The 17,232-nt window shown below is 68.3% G+C and carries 14 protein-coding genes; 6 read left to right on the top strand and 8 right to left on the bottom strand.

What is annotated here, in order from left to right; genetic code table 11:
• Positions 1-205 precede the first annotated feature (205 nt).
• Positions 206-2,431 carry a TonB-dependent receptor gene (locus GRX31_RS04620; RefSeq protein WP_046239192.1) on the top strand — a complete coding sequence of 742 codons (2,226 nt, stop codon included), beginning with the start codon at positions 206-208 and terminating at the stop codon, positions 2,429-2,431.
• Positions 2,432-2,564: 133 nt separating this feature from the next.
• On the top strand, positions 2,565-3,245 hold the full coding sequence (locus tag GRX31_RS04615; protein WP_160851684.1) for a Fe2+-dependent dioxygenase: 681 nt from the start codon (positions 2,565-2,567) through the stop codon (positions 3,243-3,245).
• A gap of 24 nt (positions 3,246-3,269) precedes the next feature.
• On the opposite strand, the gene GRX31_RS04610 is transcribed toward GRX31_RS04615, so the two are convergent.
• From GRX31_RS04610 to GRX31_RS30500, 4 genes are all read right to left on the bottom strand, one after another.
• A complete protein-coding gene (locus tag GRX31_RS04610; RefSeq protein ID WP_160851682.1) occupies positions 3,270-5,681 on the bottom strand; it encodes a TonB-dependent siderophore receptor in 2,412 nt (803 codons plus the stop codon).
• Positions 5,682-5,800: 119 nt separating this feature from the next.
• Positions 5,801-6,871, bottom strand: coding sequence for a FecR domain-containing protein (locus tag GRX31_RS04605; protein ID WP_160851680.1), 1,071 nt, complete (start codon positions 6,869-6,871; stop codon positions 5,801-5,803).
• Positions 6,871-7,368, bottom strand: a complete 498-nt coding sequence (locus tag GRX31_RS04600) for a sigma-70 family RNA polymerase sigma factor (protein ID WP_013804342.1) — start codon at positions 7,366-7,368, stop codon at positions 6,871-6,873. Before GRX31_RS04600 ends, GRX31_RS04605 begins: the two co-directional genes overlap by 1 nt.
• A gap of 195 nt (positions 7,369-7,563) precedes the next feature.
• Entirely contained in the window at positions 7,564-9,486 is a 1,923-nt protein-coding gene (locus GRX31_RS30500) for a pseudouridine synthase (RefSeq protein WP_202396482.1), read from the bottom strand.
• 176 nt (positions 9,487-9,662) lie between these two features.
• Here GRX31_RS30500 and GRX31_RS04590 point away from each other — a divergent pair, with 176 nt between their 5' ends.
• Positions 9,663-10,202, top strand: coding sequence for a hypothetical protein (locus GRX31_RS04590; protein WP_160851678.1), 540 nt, complete (start codon positions 9,663-9,665; stop codon positions 10,200-10,202).
• A 17-nt stretch (positions 10,203-10,219) separates the two neighbouring features.
• Here the strand turns inward: GRX31_RS04590 and GRX31_RS04585 are convergent, their stop codons facing one another.
• Positions 10,220-11,086: an IclR family transcriptional regulator gene (locus tag GRX31_RS04585; protein ID WP_016446586.1), complete on the bottom strand. Its 867-nt coding sequence runs from the start codon at positions 11,084-11,086 to the stop codon at positions 10,220-10,222.
• 57 nt (positions 11,087-11,143) lie between these two features.
• Here GRX31_RS04585 and GRX31_RS04580 point away from each other — a divergent pair, with 57 nt between their 5' ends.
• Genes GRX31_RS04580 through GRX31_RS04570 form a run of 3 tightly spaced genes read left to right on the top strand, consistent with a single transcriptional unit; the run spans position 11,144 to position 14,543 of the window.
• Positions 11,144-12,313 carry an acyl-CoA dehydrogenase family protein gene (locus GRX31_RS04580; RefSeq protein WP_160851676.1) on the top strand — a complete coding sequence of 390 codons (1,170 nt, stop codon included), beginning with the start codon at positions 11,144-11,146 and terminating at the stop codon, positions 12,311-12,313.
• 14 nt (positions 12,314-12,327) lie between these two features.
• On the top strand, positions 12,328-13,335 hold the full coding sequence (locus tag GRX31_RS04575; RefSeq protein WP_160851674.1) for a Bug family tripartite tricarboxylate transporter substrate binding protein: 1,008 nt from the start codon (positions 12,328-12,330) through the stop codon (positions 13,333-13,335).
• Positions 13,335-14,543: a CaiB/BaiF CoA transferase family protein gene (locus GRX31_RS04570; protein WP_160851672.1), complete on the top strand. Its 1,209-nt coding sequence runs from the start codon at positions 13,335-13,337 to the stop codon at positions 14,541-14,543. The genes GRX31_RS04575 and GRX31_RS04570 overlap by 1 nt, the downstream gene beginning before the upstream one ends.
• An 18-nt stretch (positions 14,544-14,561) precedes the next feature.
• Here GRX31_RS04570 and GRX31_RS04565 read toward each other — a convergent pair whose 3' ends face one another.
• From GRX31_RS04565 to GRX31_RS04555, 3 genes are all read right to left on the bottom strand, one after another.
• Positions 14,562-15,476, bottom strand: coding sequence for a nucleotidyl transferase AbiEii/AbiGii toxin family protein (locus tag GRX31_RS04565; RefSeq protein WP_160851670.1), 915 nt, complete (start codon positions 15,474-15,476; stop codon positions 14,562-14,564).
• On the bottom strand, positions 15,473-16,210 hold the full coding sequence (locus GRX31_RS04560; RefSeq protein WP_160851669.1) for a type IV toxin-antitoxin system AbiEi family antitoxin: 738 nt from the start codon (positions 16,208-16,210) through the stop codon (positions 15,473-15,475). Before GRX31_RS04560 ends, GRX31_RS04565 begins: the two co-directional genes overlap by 4 nt.
• Positions 16,211-16,370: 160 nt before the next feature.
• Positions 16,371-17,099, bottom strand: coding sequence for a Crp/Fnr family transcriptional regulator (locus GRX31_RS04555; RefSeq protein ID WP_016446592.1), 729 nt, complete (start codon positions 17,097-17,099; stop codon positions 16,371-16,373).
• Between the last annotated feature and the right edge of the window lie 133 nt (positions 17,100-17,232).

The raw sequence follows: 17,232 nt of genomic DNA, 5'->3' as shown, positions 1-17,232 counted from the left end.
AAACCCCGGCGGCTGGCGACAGCCGCTTTTTTTCGTCCGGCAGCAGCCGCGTTTTCATTGGACCTTTGGTGAAACACGGTTTTCGTTTGTTGCATGGCGGCAACGCGAAGGACTTTTACCCAGGGCAAACAGGCCAACTTTACGAAGCAGAAACCGAACACTAGTGATTCGCAATAACAATCCGCGGGCTTTCATCGGAGTGAACATGAGCAAAATCCAACAAATCCTCCCCCCCGCGAACCTCACCCAGCTGGCCCTTGCCGCTGCCCTGTGCCTTGCTGGCACCCCGGCCTTTGCGCAGGCCAGCACCACGCTGGGCACCGTGAACGTGACGTCTTCGACCGAAGCGCCCGTGAAGACCGACAACGCCTCCTCGGCCAAGTTCACGGCCCCGCTGGTGGACACGCCCAAGACGGTGCAGGTCATCAACGAGGAAATCATCAAGCAGACCGGCGCGACCAGCCTGCAGGAAGCCCTGCGGTCCACGCCCGGCATCACCTTCGGCAACGGCGAAGGCGGCAACCCCTCGGGTGACCAGCCCTTCATCCGCGGCATGGATGCCCAGGCCAGCACCTTCGTGGACGGCATGCGCGACATCGCGGCCGGTACGCGCGAAGTGTTCAACCTGGAATCGGTGGAGGTCATCAAGGGCGCCGATTCGGCCTATGCAGGCCGTGGCGGCGCTGGCGGCTCCATCAACCTGGTGACCAAGAAGGCCAGGAACGAGAACTTCATCAGCGGCGACGTGGGCCTGGGCACGGACAGCTACCGGCGCGCCACCATCGACGCCAACCGCGTGCTGGGCGAAGGCGTGGGCCTGCGCCTGAACGCCATGGTGCACGACGCCGACGTTCCCGGCCGCAGCGGCCCCGAGAACAAGCGCTGGGGCATCGCCCCCACGGTGACCTTCGGCATGGGCACGCCCACCGAGGTCTCGCTGTCCTGGCAGCACCTGCAGACCGACAACATTCCCGATGGCGGCGTGCCCTACCTGTACACCAGCACGGCGGCAGCCGGCCTGCCCGGCGGCAGCGTGGTGCGCCCCACCTACGGCAGCAACCGCGACAACTGGTACGGCCTGACCAGCCGCGACTACGAGAAGGAAAAGAGCGACCTGTTCACGGCCACCGTGGAGCACAAGTTCACCGACACGAACAAGTTCCGCAACAGCCTGCGCTACAGCAAGTCCGAACAGGACTACCTGTGGACCCAGCCCGACGACAGCAAGGGCAATGTCGTCAATGGCTATGTGTTCCGCCGTGGCAATGCACGCGTGGCCGACATCAAGACGCTGCAGAACCTGTCGGAATTCACGGGCAAGGCACAGACCGGCAGCGTGGGCCACAGCTACGCCTTCGGCCTGGAGCTGTCCAAGGAAAAGGCCGAGTCCCGCACCGCCGCGCTGCAGACCACCAACACCACCTGCACGGCCGCCAGCCTGTGGTGCGCCTCGCTGAACAACCCGGACAGCAGCCCGCTGTGGAACCTGCCCGTCACCCTGGGCGACCCCAGCCACAACAAGATCGACACCGTGGCGCTGTACGGTTTCGACACGCTCAAGTTCAACGACCGGTGGCTGCTCAACGCCGGCCTGCGCCTGGACCACTACAAGCTCAGCGCCTCCGGCCCCGCCGGCCGCAACACGCCGGCCTATGACCTGAGCCGTTCGGACACGCTTTTCAACTACCAGCTGGGCCTGGTCTACAAGCCGGCCACCAACGGCAGCATCTACGCCAGCCTCGGCACCTCCTCGCGCCCCGGCGGCTCCATGCTGGGCAACGGCAACGAGGACCTGGGCATCTCCACCGACCAGCTGGCCAACCTCGCTCCCGAGAAGACCCGCTCGCTGGAGCTGGGCACCAAGTGGGACCTGATGGAAAAGCGCCTGGCGCTGACCGCCGCGCTGTTCCGCAACGACGTGACCAATGCGCGCATCACCGAAAACGGCGTCACCTACATGGGCGGCAACAAGGTGGTCAACGGCGTGGAGCTGGGCTTCACGGGCAGCGTGCTGCCGGGCCTGAGCGTCTTCGGCGGCTACACCTACATGGACAGCGAGCAGAAGAACGCAGGCGCAGGCAACGTGGCCAACGGCCAGCCCTTCCCCAACACGCCCAAGCACAGCTTCAGCCTGTGGACCAGCTACAAGCCCATGGCCAAGCTGACCGTGGGCCTGGGCATCTACGCCCAGAGCAGCGTGAACCAGAGCTACATCCGCTCCACCGTGGATGGCGGCATCGTCACCAAGGGCGCCAGCGGCTATGCGCGCTACGACGCCATGGTGGCCTACCAGATCGACCGCAACCTGACCGTGCAGCTGAACCTGTACAACCTGGGCGACAAGGTCTACTACAGCGGCGTGCGTTCGCCCCACTACGCGACCATGGCGGCAGGCCGCTCGGCCGTGGCCTCGCTCAAGTGGACGTACTGATCTGCTGATCGCCCCGGGCGAACGCGCAGCGGCTTGACGCTGCGCAGATCACCGCAAAGCCCCGCAGGCCATCGCCGCCTGCGGGGCTTTTTTGCGGGACACTCATTGATTCCGCCCTTGAGGACCGCCTGCCATGATGCTCCGCATACCCGCCCTGCTCAGCCCCGACGAAGTGCGCCAGTGCCGCCAGGCGCTGGAGCAGGCCCCGTGGCAGGACGGCCGCGCCACGGCCGGCCCCCTGGCGGCCCAGGTCAAGGCCAACCTGCAGCTGCCGCTGGACAGCCAGGCCGGCCAGGCGATAGGCAACCTCATCCTCGACAGGCTGGGCACCAGCGCGCTGTTCATGTCGGCCACGCTGCCGCTGAAGGTGCTGCCGCCGCGCTTCAACCGCTACGAAGGCGGCGGCACCTACGGCAACCACATAGACAATGCCATCTTCACCATCCCCGGCACGGCCATCAAGGTGCGCAGCGATGTCTCCACCACCGTATTCCTCAGCGAGCCCGACGAATACGAAGGCGGCGAGCTGGTCGTGGAAGACACCTTCGGCCACCAGAGCGTGAAGCTGGCCGCAGGCGACGCCATCGTCTACCCCGGCACCAGCCTGCACCGCGTCAACCCCGTCACGCGCGGCACGCGCTACGCCAGCTTCTTCTGGACCCACAGCCTCGTGGCCTCGGACGAGCAGCGCCGCCTCCTGTTCGACCTGGACCAGCAGATCCAGCAACTGACGCTGCGCCACCCGGGCGACCCCGCCCTATCCGCGCTGTCCGGCACGTACCACAACCTGTTGCGGATGTGGTCGCAGGCCTAGTGGCACAGCCGCCAGGCAGCCGCATCAGAACCTGTAGCGGGCCGTGACCAGCACATTGCGCGGATCGCCATACACGCCCGTGCCATAGGAACCCAGGCCCGGCATATAGGTCTTGTCGAACAGGTTGTTGACGTTCAGCGTCACCGACCACTGGCGGTCCACGTCGTAGCGCGCCATCAGGCCCACCAGCGCATAGGCACGCTGGTCGGCGCGCGCGTAGGGAGCGGCGGACTGCTGGTAGTAGGTCAGGCTCTGCCAGGCCAGCGACCCACCCACGGTCCACTGCGGGTTGAGACGGTAGCTGGTGCTGAGCTTGAACAGGTGGCGCGGCTGGTTGGTGTTGACCGCGCTGAGGATCACGTCGGGCTGGGCCGGCGCACGCGAAGTGCGGTAGGTGTAGCCGCCGTAGATGTTCCAGGCCGGCGTGATGCTGCCCGACACTTCCATCTCCACGCCCTTGCTGGTCACGCCGTCGATGGCCGCATAGACCTCTTCCCCGGATTGCGGGTTGGCGCTGACGTACTGCGCGGCATTGCGCTGCTGGATGTGGAACAGCGCCAGCGAGGCGTTGAGCCGGCCGTCCAGGAACTCGCCCTTGACGCCCACTTCGCGGCTGCGGCCCGTGAGCGGCGGCAGCGGGCTGCCGGCAGCGTCCTTGTAGTAGGTCTGCGGATTGAAGATATCGGTCTGGCTGGCGTACAGCGACAGCTGGCGGTTCAGGTCATACACCACGCCCGCATAGGGCACGGTCTTGTGCGCCACGCGCAGCGCGTTGTTCACGACGTAGCTTCCGTTCAGGCCCGTGGTGTCGTCCAGCATGTCGTACCAGCTCACGCGCGCACCCAGGATCACCGACAGATCGTCCGTGGGCCGCAGGCGCGCGGCGCCGAAGACACCCTTTTCCACGATGCGCGTCATGCGGTGGTTGCGCAGCTGGAAATCGGGCCGGGGCACCTGGCCGTCCCACTCGAAGTAGTTGCCCACGGGGCCGTAGGCATTGCTGTAGCCGGGCGCATGGCGGCGCTGGCGCGACCAGCTGGCGCCGAACGACAGCTCATGCTCGCGCCCGAACAGCTGCAACGGCCCGGACAGCGCCGCATTCACGGCCTGCGTGGTGGCATCGGTGGGAATCTTGTTGGACAGCATGTTGATGCCCAGGCCGCTGACCGGGTCCACCATGCCGTGGGCTGCCACGCCGACCTCCACGTCGCGCGACTGGCGCAGCCGGCTGGCAGACAGGTCCATCTTCCAGCCATTGCCGAAGCTGTGCTTGAGTTCGGCAAACACGTTGGTGCTGTCGTTGTCCCAGTACGACCAGCGCGCCGCAGGGTTGAGCGAGGTGGGGAAGTGCGTGCGGCTGCCATCCTTGAAGAACAGCGGGATGTGGCCGAAGCTGGCCCCGTTGGCGCGCGTCTGCATGTGGTCAATGCCCAGGCTGGCCACGGTGCCCGGGCCCAGGTCGGCCTCGATGATGCCGTACAGGCTGCGCACGTTGCGGCTGTAGTCGTCCACATGGGACCTGGCGTTCTGCGCCACGGCCACCACGCGGGCGCGCACGCGGCCGTCTTCGGTCAACGGCGCGGAGATGTCGCCCACGCCGCGCAACCGGTCATGGCGGCCGATGGCCGCCTCGGCCGAGGCCTGGAAGGTCTTGGTGGGCCGCTTGCGCACCAGATTGACCACGGCCGACGGATAGCCCGCGCCCGTGAGCAGGCCTGTGGCGCCCTTGACCACCTCCACGCGGTCATAGATGGCGCTGTCGGCCAGCGAGGTGGTGTACTGGTTGGCCGAGTCCATGGTGTTGGGCACGCCGTCGAACTGGAAATTCTCGATGGCATAGCCGCGCGAGTAGAAGGTGGTGCGCTCGCTGTCGTTGCGGCCCACGGTGATGCCGGGCGTCTTCTCCAGCACCTCCGGCAGGCTGGTCAGGCCCTGGTCGTCCATCAACTGGCGCGTGACCACGCTGACCGACTGCGGCGTCTCGCGCTGCGACAGGCCCAGCCGTGTGGCCGTGCTGGACTGGCGCGTGGCGTAGGAGCCCGTGCCTTCGGAGACCGCGCTGCGCTCGGCAGCGGCCGTCACGTTGACCGTGGCCAGCGTGGCACCGGCGGCCGCCACGGGCGCCACCTGCTCCACGCGCCGCAGCGCATAGCCGCCGCCGGCCTGGCGCACGGCCTGCCAGGCGGTGCCGGCCAGCAGCGCCTCGAAGGCAGCCTCCACCGTGAAGCTGCCGCGCAGGCCCGCGCTGCGCTGTCCGGCCGTCTGCTCGGCCGTGAATATCAGGGCCACGCCGGCCTGGGCGGCCGTGCTGCGCAAGGCGGCATCCAGCGGGCCGGCAGCGACGTCATAGCTGCGCTGGGCCTGGGCCAGCACGGCGGCGGGCATGAGCGCGATGGCCAGCGCCAGCGCGGGGCGGGGCATGAAAAGGGGTTGCATGGTCCTGGGTTCTCCCTGTGTTCCGATGTCGAAAATCAAAGCTCTCGGAAGCAAGGAAGCGCGGCTCGGGAAATCGGGTCACCCCCGGCGCAAAAAAAGCGAAAAGGAAGAAAAAAGCCTCAGCCGCGCACCTGCGCAGGCTCCACCACCACCCACCAGCGCGTGCGCCAGCGCAGCTGCACGGGCAGCGCACCGGGCAGCATGGCCAGCACGGCGTCCGTGCCGTCGATGCCCCCTTCGTCCAGCGGGAACACGCCTGAGAACCGCAGCCCGGCCACGGCCGGATCGGCGTGCAGCCAGCCGGGGCGGTAGCGGTTGAGCTCGGCCAGGAAGTCGTCCAGGCGCTGGTTGTCCACCCACAATTGGCCCCGGCTCCAGGCGTCATCCGCAGGGCCTGCCGGCTGCACCGTGCCCCAGCCCGTGCGCGTGAAGTCCATGGCCTCGCCCGCCTGCAGACGCCGTGCGGATGCGCCTGTGCCGGCCGGGCGCAGTTCCACGGCGCCCTCGAACACCGCCACGCGCGCACCTGCCTGGTTGCTGCGCACCATGAAGCGCGTGCCCAGGGCGCGCACGCGGCCGTGGGCGGTCTCCACCACAAAGGGCAGATCGCCCAACGTTCCTGCGGGATGGCCGGTGGTGAACAGCGCCTCGCCGGCCAGCAGGCGCAGCCGGCGCTCGCTGCCGTCGAACTGCAAGGCCACGGCGCTGCCGGGGCCCAGCAGCATGTCCGTGCCGTCGGGCAGGCTCCAGCGGCGGCGCTGCGTGCCGGTGGAGTAGTCGGCCGCCATCTGCTGCCACTGCGGCGTGCGGCTGGCCAGCCAGCCCGCGCCCGCCGCCGTGCCCATCCCCGCGAACAGGCCCAGCAGGCGCCGCCGCGCAGCCCGGGGAGCAGCGGACAGGCCGCGATAGCCCGCGCCACCGGCATTGAGCCCCGTCAGCGCGCCCGTGACGGCCTGCAGATGGGCCCAGGCGCGGCCATGGTCGGCGTCTTCATCGAGCCAGCGCTGCCAGCGCGCCCGGTCGGCGGCCGAGGCCTGGCCCGATTGCAGCAGCGCAAACCAGCCGGCAGCCGCCCGCGCCACGCCGGCCGGCAAGGGCCGGCCCAGCGCCTGGGGCGCCTGGATACTGTTGCCGGGTAGCGGCGTGGCGCTGGACAGGCGCCGAGGATCGGAAGGAGGCACCGGCGCCATCAGGACAGCGCCAGCACGAAGCAGCGCTCATAGCCCTGGGCCAGGTAGCGCTTGACGCTGGTCATGGACACGCCCAGGCGCGTGGCGATGTCCGCATAGCTCAGGCCTTCGAGGTGGGCCAGCAGGAAGGCCTCGCGCACCTTGGGCGCCAGCGCGTCCAGCGCCTGGTCCACGGCCTGCAGTGATTCGAGCGCGATCAGCCGCTCCTCGGGCGAGGGAGCCAGCTCGGCCGGCAGCAGGGCCAGGGTGTCGAGATAGGCGCGCTCCAGCAGCCGGCGCCGGTGCTGGCGGATCACAAGATGGCGAGCCACGGTGGCCAGGAAGGGGCGCGGCTGCTCGATGCGGCCGGCCATGCCCGAGGTGATCACGTTGACAAAGGTGTCGTGCGCGATATCGGAAGCCTCGAACACATTGCCCAGCTTGCGGCGCAGCCAGCCTTGCAGCCAGCCGTGGTGTTCGACATAGAGGGTGTGTACAGGATCGGCCGGTGCGCGCATGAAAAGACGGACGCGCCCCGGACTGGCGTGCCGCAGCGCTGAAGCTCGTTTGAGAATGGTTCGCATTCTAAACACGAGCTCAAAACCGTCGCTGCCCAAATCAGGGGCACCGAGGAAGGGCCGTCCCGCACCGAGGGTGCCGTCCCCCTCCCGCGAAGCGAGAGAGGGGGAAGCGGCGCAGCCGCTCAGGGGGTGCTAAAAATTCTCGTGTGCACCCAGATAGCGCCACTGGCCCACAGGCAGATTGCCCAGCGTCACGCGGCCGATGCGGATGCGCTTGAGGCCCACCACGCGCAGGCCCACCAGTTCGCACATGCGGCGGATCTGGCGCTTCTTGCCTTCGGTCAGCACGAAGCGCAGCTGCTCGGGGTTCTGCCAGTCCACCTTGGCGGGCTTGAGTTCCTCGCCGTCCAGCGACAGGCCATGGCACAGGCGTGCCAGCTGCTCGGCCGGGAACACGGATTGCACGTCGATGTCGCGGTCGCCGTAGGTCACGCGTACCAGGTACTCCTTGTCCATCTCCGAGTCTTCGCCAATGATCTGGCGCGCCACGCGGCCATCCTGGGTCATGACCAGCAGGCCCACGGAGTCGATGTCCAGCCGGCCGCAGGGCGCCAGGCCCTTGAGCTGCGCGAAGTTGAAGCGCGTGCGGCTGGTGTCCTGGTTCCAGTGGTTCTGGGGAGTGACCAGGACCACGGCGGGCTCGTGGCCATCCTCGGCCTGTCCGCTGACGTAGCCCATGGGCTTGTGGATCAGGATGGTGACCTGCTGGTCCTGGCGGTCACGTGCCTCGCGCTCGACCGTGATGCGGTCGGCGGCCACCACGTTCTGGCCCATGACGGCGAGTTCGCCGTTGACGCGGACCCAGCCCTTGTCCACCCACTCGTCGGCCTCGCGGCGCGAGCACAGGCCCATGTCGGCCAGGCGCTTGTTGATGCGCACGGCGCCCGGAACCTGCTCCTGCACGGGCGCGGGGGCACGCTTGACGGGAATCTCGCGGCTGGCGCCACCGTCGGCGGGACGGTAGGTGCGGATGCCGCTGAGCGGACGGTAGGCGGGTTCGGCCTGGGCCGGCGCATCGCGGCGCGGGCCGCGGGCGTCATCACGGCGGGGACCGCGCGCATCGTCGCGGCGGGGGCCCCGGGCGTCGTCACGGGGGCGATCACGGAAGCCGCCTTCCCGGGGGCCGTCACGGGGGCCGTCACGTTGCCCATCACGCGGACGCTCGTCGCGCTGGCCATAGGGCCGGTCGCGGCGATCATCCGGGCGGGGCGGACGCGGGGGACGGGAGTCGCGCATGTCGCCCGCATGGCGCGTGTCACGCGCATCACGGGGATCGCGCTGCTCGCGCGGGGCACGGTTTTCGCCGCCGCCCTGGCCACGCCAGTCGCCACGCGGCTGGGAACGGTCCAGATCCTCGGCACGGCCGAAACCGCTGCTGCGCGGGCGCTGATCACGGACGTCGCCGCGGGGTGCCGCATCACGGGCATCGCCGCGAGGGCCTGCATCACGGCGGTCGGAGCGCTCGTAGCGTTCATTGCGCCCGCCGCGTTCATTGCGGTCATTGCGGTCGTTGCGCGGGCCGCGTGCGCCCGCAGATCTGCCTGCGCCACCAGAGGGGCGGCGGGCATCGCCAGCCGGCTCGGCCTGTGGCTTTTCGGGGCGGCGCAGCACAGGGCGCGCGGAGGGCGCTGCCGCCTCGTCGGCGCCGGGCCGGGACGGTTTGGAAGAAGTAGGGGATGACATTAGGCCGCCATTGTCGCGCGGCACGGCCTGCAGCGGCAGCGCCCTGCGGCCAATACGGGCATTGCGCTCGGCTATCGGCCCCGCGCTGCCCCGGCCCGCCGGGACCCCTGCGCGGTCCCGCAGCGAAGCGCCTGCACGAAGGACGGCACACCCGTTGTGCGAGCCCGATTCCCGTCCATGGCAATGCACCTGGCCCCCAGGCCCATCCCATTCGCTGTATCCGTCGCGATATGCATATTCATATGAATCCCCAATGAAAGATGGATCAGGTTGAATCAACTCGCCACGAAAATTCGCCATCCGGCCAATGAGGAAATAACAGCCCATGGCATTGAATATGTAAAAAACTGTATTTCTCACGAGCGCATTCATTCATTTTCCATTGCAAACCAATCCATTGGGCTTGCCATTTCCCATGTATCTCCCCATAGAATGGCGCCCGTCCAGAGACAGGGGCCCTCTTTCGAGACAACAGCCCTGCGCGCAGCGCCCGCTGCGGCATCCAGACCATCACGCCCGGAATCCCGCCTCATTCAACAAGGAAAACCATGAGCGATACACCCAACCTATTGAATTCCATGCCCTTGAAAGAACAATTCAAGGCGCTGCTCATCACCAAAATGGACTTGACGGGAATCGAGTGGTCCGATATGGAGACCGCCATCGGCCCGAATGCCGACAAATACAGTCCGCTGTGGGAGCGCATGGTCAGCGGGAAAAAGGGATTTTTCGCCGCACTCAGTCCCTGCTGGACGGCCATTCCCTTCATGGGCGTATCCTGGGCCATTGCGCGCCGCGTCTACGCCTATGCCGTGGTGGCCTTCATCACCCTGTTGATCATCAACCTGCTGATGCCCGGCACGGGCGGCGCCGGCCGCGTGCTCGGCATCGCGGTGGCGATTTCCTTCACTGTCAAGCGCACCTACCTGCAGTGGCTGGTCACGCGCGTACAGCAGGTCAACCAGATGGGCCTGGCGGGCGCTGCGCGTGAAGAGGCGCTGCGCCAGATCGGCGGCCTGGACCAGAAGAACGGCTGGATCTCCTTCGGCGTGCTGCTGGCCATCGGCATCGTGCTGGCCGCCTTCTGAAGCGCCAGGCCCGCAGATCAGCGGTCCACGGGCAGCCGGTCGCACAGGGCCACCAACTGCGCCAACTGGGGGCCCACATCCCGGATCAGCGTGCGGGCCGGCATGCGCAGGCCCGGCACGGCGCAGTTGAACAGCAGCCGGCGCGACCCGTAGCGGATGCGGGAGGCCGCGCCCACCGCGCACACGCCCAGGCCGGAGTCGCCCATGTTGACTGCGAAGCCCCGGGCGGCATAGTGCGCCAGGCTTTCGCTGGCGTTGTCCCTGCAGCGCGCGTATTCCTCGGGCCGCTGGCTGCGCACGCGGTCCAGGAAGCGCTGCAGTTCCCCGGCATCGAGCTGGGCAAGCCCTGCCCGGCCCATGGCCGTTTCCAGCACGCCGCGAACCGCGCCCACGCCGGGGCGCTTGAGCGTGCCGCCTTCCCAGGCGCAGGTATCCAGGTAGACCACATCCAGGTCCATGACCACGCCCACCGATACCGCCCCCTTCACGCGGTCGGCCAGGGCCTGCATGGGCAGGCGCAAAGGCCCCAGCAGCGGCGTGTTGATCACATAGGGGTAGCCCAGGGCGACGGCGGCCGGGCCGACGAAGTAGCGGTCCAGCCGCTCGTCATGGTCCAGGTAGCCCATGGTCTGCAGGCTGCGGCACAGCCTGGACACGGTGGGGCGCGGCAGGCCCAGGCGGCGGGCCAGCTCGCTGTTGGCATGCGGGCGCGGGTCGCTGACGAAGCACTGCAGGATCATCAGCCCCTTGGCCAGCGTGCCTGCGAAATACGGGTCCTGCTCGCGGATGCGGCAGACATCCTGCGAGTCCCTGGGTTGGTGGGCAATGGGGGTGTGGGGCACGTGGCGATTGTGCGGACCACCGCCGCAAAGCCGCAACTGCATTTCAATATTTGAAACTGCATTGCAGCCCTGGTGCCCGCGCTTCCTACAGTGCGGCCCATGAGCCAAGCCCCCACCCCCCATCCCGCCGACGCCCGCCTGCAGGCGTTGATTGCAGACATCCGCCATTTCGTGCGCCACCGCTGGCATCCGCTGGAGGAGCAGATCGAGCGCGATGACGAGATCCCGCCTGCCGTAGTCCAGGAACTGCGCGACAAGGGCTATTTCGGCTGGAGCATTCCCCAGGCCTACGGCGGCCTGGGCCTGAGCACCGAGGAGCTGGTGCGCTGCGCCTTCGAGCTGTCCCAGGCCTCGGTGGCGCTGCGGGCCCGCGTGGGCACCAACACCGGCATTGGCTCCGAAGCCCTCGTGGCCGACGGCACCGAGGCGCAAAAGCAGCGCTGGCTGCCGCGCATGGCGCGCGGCGAGCTCACGGGTTGCCTGGCGCTGACCGAGCCGGACGCGGGCTCGGAGGCAAGCAACATCCAGACAACGGCGCGCCGCGAGGGCGACCACTATGTGCTCAACGGCAGCAAGCGCTTCATCACCAATGCGCCGCTGGCCGATGTGTTCACCGTCATCGCCCGCACCGGCGAAGGCAGCACGGGCAGCGAGGGGCTGACGGCCTTCTTCGTGGAGCGCTCGCCGGGCCTGGTGACAGGCCGGCCCTATCGCAAGATGGGCCAGGCGGGCTCGCCCGTGTCCGACGTGCATTTCCAGGACTGCCGCGTGCCGGCCGACCAGATCATCGGCGGGCGCGAGGGCCAGGGCTTCAAGACCGTGATGAAGGTGCTCAACAAGCAGCGCCTGCACCTGGCCGCGCTGTGCACGGGGCCGGCGATCCGCATGCTGGACCTGGCGCTGGCCCATGTGCGCCAGCGCGAGCAGTTCGGCCAGCCGGTGGCGAACTTCCAGCTGGTGCAGGCCATGCTGGCCGACAGCCGCACCGAGATCTTCGCGGCCCAATCCATGATCCTGGAGGCCGCCCGCGCCCGCGACCGGGGCGAGGACGTGGCGCTGTCCGCCTCCATGTGCAAGTACTTCGCCTCCGAAATGTGCGGCCGCGTGGCCGACCGCGCCGTACAGATGTTCGGCGGCGCGGGCTATGTGGCCGACTTCAGCCCCATCGAGCGCTACTTCCGCGACGTGCGCCTGTTCCGCCTCTACGAAGGCACCAGCCAGATCCACCAGCTCAACATCGCCAAGCTCATGCTGCGCGAGAGCGCCTGACACCGGAGGCCCCCATGACACACCCCCTCACCCCGAAGCACCTGGCCAACCTGGGCCTGCTGGCCGCGCTGTGTGCCTGCGCGCAGGCTACCCAGGCGTCCCAAGCGGCACAGACGGCCCAAGCGGCTTTTCCCGATCGGCCCGTGCGCGTGATCGTTCCCTTTCCCGCAGGCGGCAGCACCGACCTCGTGGCCCGTGCCCTTTCGGTGGAACTGGGCAAGGCCCTGGGACAGCCCGTGGTGGTGGAGAACAAGCCGGGCGCGGGCAGCCTGGTCGGCTCGGAACTCGTGGCCCGCGCCGCGCCCGACGGCTACACCCTGCTCATGGCAGGCCTGAGCAATGTCTTCCTGCCCCATGTGCACGCCAACCTCAAGTGGAATCCGCTGACCGACTACGAGTACATCGGCCTGGTGGCGGACCTGCCCAACGTCATCGCCGTCAACGCCAAGACCCCCTACCGCACGCTGGCCGAACTGGTGGCGGCCGACAAGGCCAGGCCCGGCACACTGTCCTTCGGCTCGGCCGGCACGGCCACGCCCTCGCACCTGGTCTGCGAGATGGTCAACCACCGGCTCGGCACCAAGATGCAGCACCTGCCCTACAAGGGCAACGCCCCGGCCGTCAACGACCTCATGGCCGGCCACATCCCGGTGATGTGCAACAACCTGGGCGGCACCCTGCCCTACATGCAGGGCGGGCAGATCCGCATCCTGGCGCAGACCGGCAAGAGCCGCTCGCCCGCCGCGCCCGACATTCCCACCTTTGCCGAGCTGGGCGTGGCCGGGCTGGACACCGGCCTGTGGGTGGGCCTGGCCGCGCCCAAGGGCACGCCGCAGCAGATCGTGGCCACGCTCAACCAGTCTCTGGCCAAGGCCATGGCCTTGCCCGAGACACGCGACAAGCTGGCACGCCTGGGCGCCACGCCGCTGCCCACGCAGGCGGCGGACTTCCACCAGCGCGTGGCCGAAGACCGCCGCGCCTGGGAGCCCGTGCTGAAGAACGTGGACCTGAAAGGCAACTGATGCAGCGCCAAGGCTATCCGCTGGAGGGTGTGCGCATCCTCGACATGGCCACGGTGCTGGCCGCCCCCTTCTCGGCCACCCTGTGCGGCGACCTGGGCGCCGACGTCGTCAAGCTGGAGCTGCCCGGCGGCGGCGACACGCTGCGCAGCCTGGCCCCCGTGCACGACGGCCACGCCGTGTTCTGGAAAACCGCCAACCGGGGCAAGCAGGGCATCTCGCTGGACGTGCGCAAGGCCGAGGGCCGCATGCTGTTCCTGCGGCTGATCGAGGATTTCGACGTGCTCGTGGAAAACTTCCGCACCGGCACGCTGGACCGCTGGGGGCTGGACCTGGCCACCTTGCATGCCCGCAACCCGCGCCTCATCGTGCTGCGCCTGACGGGCTTCGGCCAGACCGGCCCCTATGCGCGCCGGCCGGGCTTTGCGCGCATCTTCGAGGCCATGAGCGGCTTCGCCCACCTCACGGGCGAGGCGGGCGGCCCGCCCCAGCACATGAACTACCCGCTGGGCGATGCCGTGGCCGGGCTGTTCGGCGCCTTCTCCATCGCGGCCGCACTGGCCGAGCGCAATGCACAGCCTCCAGGCGAACGGCGCGGCCTGGAGATCGACCTGTCGGCCACCGAAGCCATGCTGCGCCTGCTGGACCCGCTGGCGGCCGAGTACCAGCTGGGCGGACAGGCACGCAGCCGCACGGGATCGTGCGCGGGCTACACGGCGCCCTCCAACGTCTACCGCACGCGCGACGGCGCCTGGCTCACCGTGGTCGCCACGGGCGATGCCATCTTCGCGCGCCTGTGCCAGGCCATGGACCGCGCCGACCTGGCCGCCGACCCGCGCTTTGCGGACAACGCCGCGCGCATACGCCACCTGCAGGCGCTGGATGCGCAGATCGTGCAATGGTGCGCAGCCCTGGACTGCGCCCAGGCCACGGCCGCGCTGGCCGCGCACGACATTCCGTTCAGCAAGGTCTGCTCGGCCGAGGACGCGCTGCAGGACCCGCATTTCGTGGAACGCGGCAGCTTCATCACCCTGCCCGACCCCGACCTGGGCCCCCTCACCGCCCCCGCGCCCGTGCCACGCTTCACGGGCCGCCAGGCCCCTTCGCCCCGCAGCGGCCCGGCCACTGGCCAGGACAATGCATGCATCTATGCGGCGTTGGGGCTGGATGCGCAGCAGCAGGAGAGGCTGCGGCGCGAGGGCGTGATCTGAAAATGTGCAGTGCTGGCGTCAGATGGCCAGCCGTGCGGCCAGCAGGTCCGCCTGCTCGGCGAACTTGCGGGGATGGGACGTGCGCAGCTGCGCCAGGTTCTGCACCTTCCATCGCACGCCGGGCAGGTGTTCGAGATGGGCGATGTCCAGCGCCGGCCAATCGGGGACTCCTGCGGCCAGCGACAGCAAAAAGCGCCGCTCACTGGCATCCAGCCCTTGCTGGAGCTCCCGCAGCAACCGCTCGCGTGCTGCGAGCAGAGATTGCAGCGACACAGGCTCGGCCGTCATGCCCCGGAAGTTGTTTTCGAAATCGTGCCGGACATCACGCAAGGGAGGAAACAGCACTTCGTGCAACGGCCGGTTGCTGCAGGCCAGATAGACCACGAACGCGCGCCGGATGCCAGGAGTGATGCCGCCGTGCGCGAACAGCTGCATCACATCGAACAGATCACGCGGGTGCTGCCGGTCCAGGGCGGCCACAAGCTTGCCGCCGTACACGTCCTCTGCCGAGACCACGGGAATCTCCAGGTCGGCCATCAGCACATCGCGCGCAGCGGGCGTAAGCGATGCCCGCCGTACCGGCAGCACCGTGCCCCGCATGACATAGTTCACTTCGATCTTGACCTGCACGGGACCACGGCGCACCAGCAGCTTGGTCTGGCCCGCTGCAGCCACCGGCGCATGGGTCTGGAAGCCCCGCTTCGTCAGGCGTATAGACGCTTGCCGGATGGCCTCATTGATCCGTTGCAGCGCCTCGTCGCGCGACGGCCTGTGGTCGGGAAACACCAGGTCCAGATCAACGGACAGACGCGGCATATCGCGCACGAACAGGTTGATCGCGGTTCCGCCCTTCAGCGCGAACGTGTCATCCACAAACACCAGCGGCGCGACCTGTGTCAACAGGCGCGCAGTGTCGAGATAGGTCTGGTTCATGGCTTGAGCACCAACAGGCCATCGGCCGACCGGGACACCCAGGGCCTGTCGCTTCCCGTCGGCAGCGAGGCCGTCTCCAGCCTGGCGACCCAGGGCAGCGCCCCCTCGCGCCCGAGTTGAAGGCACAGGCGCACGGTCTTGACGCTGGTGCAGCGCTGCAGAAGTTCACGCAGCACATCGGCGCGCAGGCTGTACGCGCTCTCCACCAGCTCCCTGGCTTCCTGCAGCGGCTGGCGCACGCCCACATCGCTCAGAAGCTCCAGCAGCGCACGCTCCGGCGCCGACACCTGTGCGGCCCCGCTGCGTTGTTCGAAGGGCCCGACATGCAGCAAGGCACCGGGTTGCTCGTCGAACAGCCTCTTGCGGTGGTATTCAGCGGGAAAACGCTCGGTGAACCATGGCGGCAGCTGCCCGGCGGCCCAGCCATACAGCTGCAGCACCGGCTGCTGCGCCACATACTGGCGCATGCCGTACCAGTCCAGCGCCGACTTGCCCCCCACATGCAGGCCCTCCAGGCGGCGCTGCAGCACGCCCAGGCTCGGATGCAGGGCCAGACTGTCGTTGGGCCGGCAGAAGACCCCCCGCATCAGGCGCTTCAGCCAGCCCGCGCGCACGTAGTGGACAGCCAGGTCTGCGGAGATGCCCAGCCCTGCCAGATCCTGCGAGGTGATGGGTGTGCCCGCAGGCAGCTGCGTGTAGAGCGCGTTTAATTTGCTTGCCCCGGTCGTAGTCATGCTGCGATTCAAGCACTTATTCCAAACACGGGCAACTTTGATATTTCCTTCCAATCGTAGTTCTACTACGATTTTCAATACTTTTCAAAATTTCATGGCAACATGCATCGGTACTGGTCCATGCCGATGGGTATGGCGCCAAAGCGGACGCCGCGCATGCTCAGGCCGCCCGCCGCGCCGTCGCAAACAGCCCGCTGCGCAGCGCTTCCAGGTCGAGCACGCGCAGGCCGCCGTACTCCACGACGATGGCGTTTTCGCGCTGCAGCACGGACAGCGCCTCGTTGACGCGCTGGCGTGACAGGCCCACCAGGTAGGCCAGCTCCTGCTGGGTGATGCGCAGCACCTCGCCGACGCCGGGATACAGCAGCGGGTGAAAGAGCGCCGCCAGGCTGCGGGCCACGCGCAGGTCGGGGTTGGTGAGGCGGTCGATTTCGCGGGCCGAGATGAACTGGCCCAGGCGCTCGTTGAGCTGGCTCATGACGAAGCGGTTGAAGCCGATGGAGTGGTCCAGCAGCCAGTGGAAGGTGTCGATGGGCAGGCCGGCGACCACGCTTTTGCGGATGGCCTGCACGTTGTAGCGGTAGGGCTCGCGCTTGACGGCCGTGCCCTCGCCGAACCAGCCGCCCGGAGGCAGGCCGGCCAGCGTCATGCTGGCGCCATCGGCGCCATCGGTGTTCATCTTGAGCAGGCCTTCGACCACGCCGAACCAGTAGGTGGGTGCGCGGCCGGTGCGGCAGACGTAGTCGCCGGACTGTGCGTCGCCGACGACCAGCGCCTTGTGCGCGCGCTCGCGCTCGGCGGGCTGGAGCAGGGCCAGCCAGGGAATGCCATCGAGTTCCTCGGGTCGGGGCGCACGGCGGCGCTGGTGCAGTGACAGTTCTTGGCTCATGGAGTCGCGGCGAGGGTGCGCGGATGAATCAACAAAACCACCCAAGCATTGCCCGAGGCCAGTGGCTGGCGTGAGCGGGATTTCCAGAAGGACGGCGACCCGCTGCGAACGGGCTGGAGCGCAAGCCCCCCAA

Source organism: Delftia sp. CH05 (assembly GCF_009827015.1).
GTDB classification, from domain to species: domain Bacteria; phylum Pseudomonadota; class Gammaproteobacteria; order Burkholderiales; family Burkholderiaceae_C; genus Comamonas; species Comamonas tsuruhatensis.
The sequence above is the reverse complement of the archived record's forward strand: the minus strand, read 5'-3'. Positions and strand labels throughout refer to the sequence as shown.

Bases quoted from the DNA above. Each gene is read 5' to 3' on its own strand.
- GRX31_RS04620 (WP_046239192.1), top strand. From the start codon at position 206: ATGAGCAAAATCCAACAAATCCTCCCCCCCGCGAACCTCACCCAGCTG.
- GRX31_RS04615 (WP_160851684.1), top strand. From the start codon at position 2,565: ATGATGCTCCGCATACCCGCCCTGCTCAGCCCCGACGAAGTGCGCCAG.
- GRX31_RS04610 (WP_160851682.1), bottom strand. From the start codon at position 5,681: ATGCAACCCCTTTTCATGCCCCGCCCCGCGCTGGCGCTGGCCATCGCG.
- GRX31_RS04605 (WP_160851680.1), bottom strand. From the start codon at position 6,871: ATGGCGCCGGTGCCTCCTTCCGATCCTCGGCGCCTGTCCAGCGCCACG.
- GRX31_RS04600 (WP_013804342.1), bottom strand. From the start codon at position 7,368: ATGCGCGCACCGGCCGATCCTGTACACACCCTCTATGTCGAACACCAC.
- GRX31_RS30500 (WP_202396482.1), bottom strand. From the start codon at position 9,486: ATGAATGCGCTCGTGAGAAATACAGTTTTTTACATATTCAATGCCATG.
- GRX31_RS04590 (WP_160851678.1), top strand. From the start codon at position 9,663: ATGAGCGATACACCCAACCTATTGAATTCCATGCCCTTGAAAGAACAA.
- GRX31_RS04585 (WP_016446586.1), bottom strand. From the start codon at position 11,086: ATGCAGTTGCGGCTTTGCGGCGGTGGTCCGCACAATCGCCACGTGCCC.
- GRX31_RS04580 (WP_160851676.1), top strand. From the start codon at position 11,144: ATGAGCCAAGCCCCCACCCCCCATCCCGCCGACGCCCGCCTGCAGGCG.
- GRX31_RS04575 (WP_160851674.1), top strand. From the start codon at position 12,328: ATGACACACCCCCTCACCCCGAAGCACCTGGCCAACCTGGGCCTGCTG.
- GRX31_RS04570 (WP_160851672.1), top strand. From the start codon at position 13,335: ATGCAGCGCCAAGGCTATCCGCTGGAGGGTGTGCGCATCCTCGACATG.
- GRX31_RS04565 (WP_160851670.1), bottom strand. From the start codon at position 15,476: ATGAACCAGACCTATCTCGACACTGCGCGCCTGTTGACACAGGTCGCG.
- GRX31_RS04560 (WP_160851669.1), bottom strand. From the start codon at position 16,210: ATGACTACGACCGGGGCAAGCAAATTAAACGCGCTCTACACGCAGCTG.
- GRX31_RS04555 (WP_016446592.1), bottom strand. From the start codon at position 17,099: ATGAGCCAAGAACTGTCACTGCACCAGCGCCGCCGTGCGCCCCGACCC.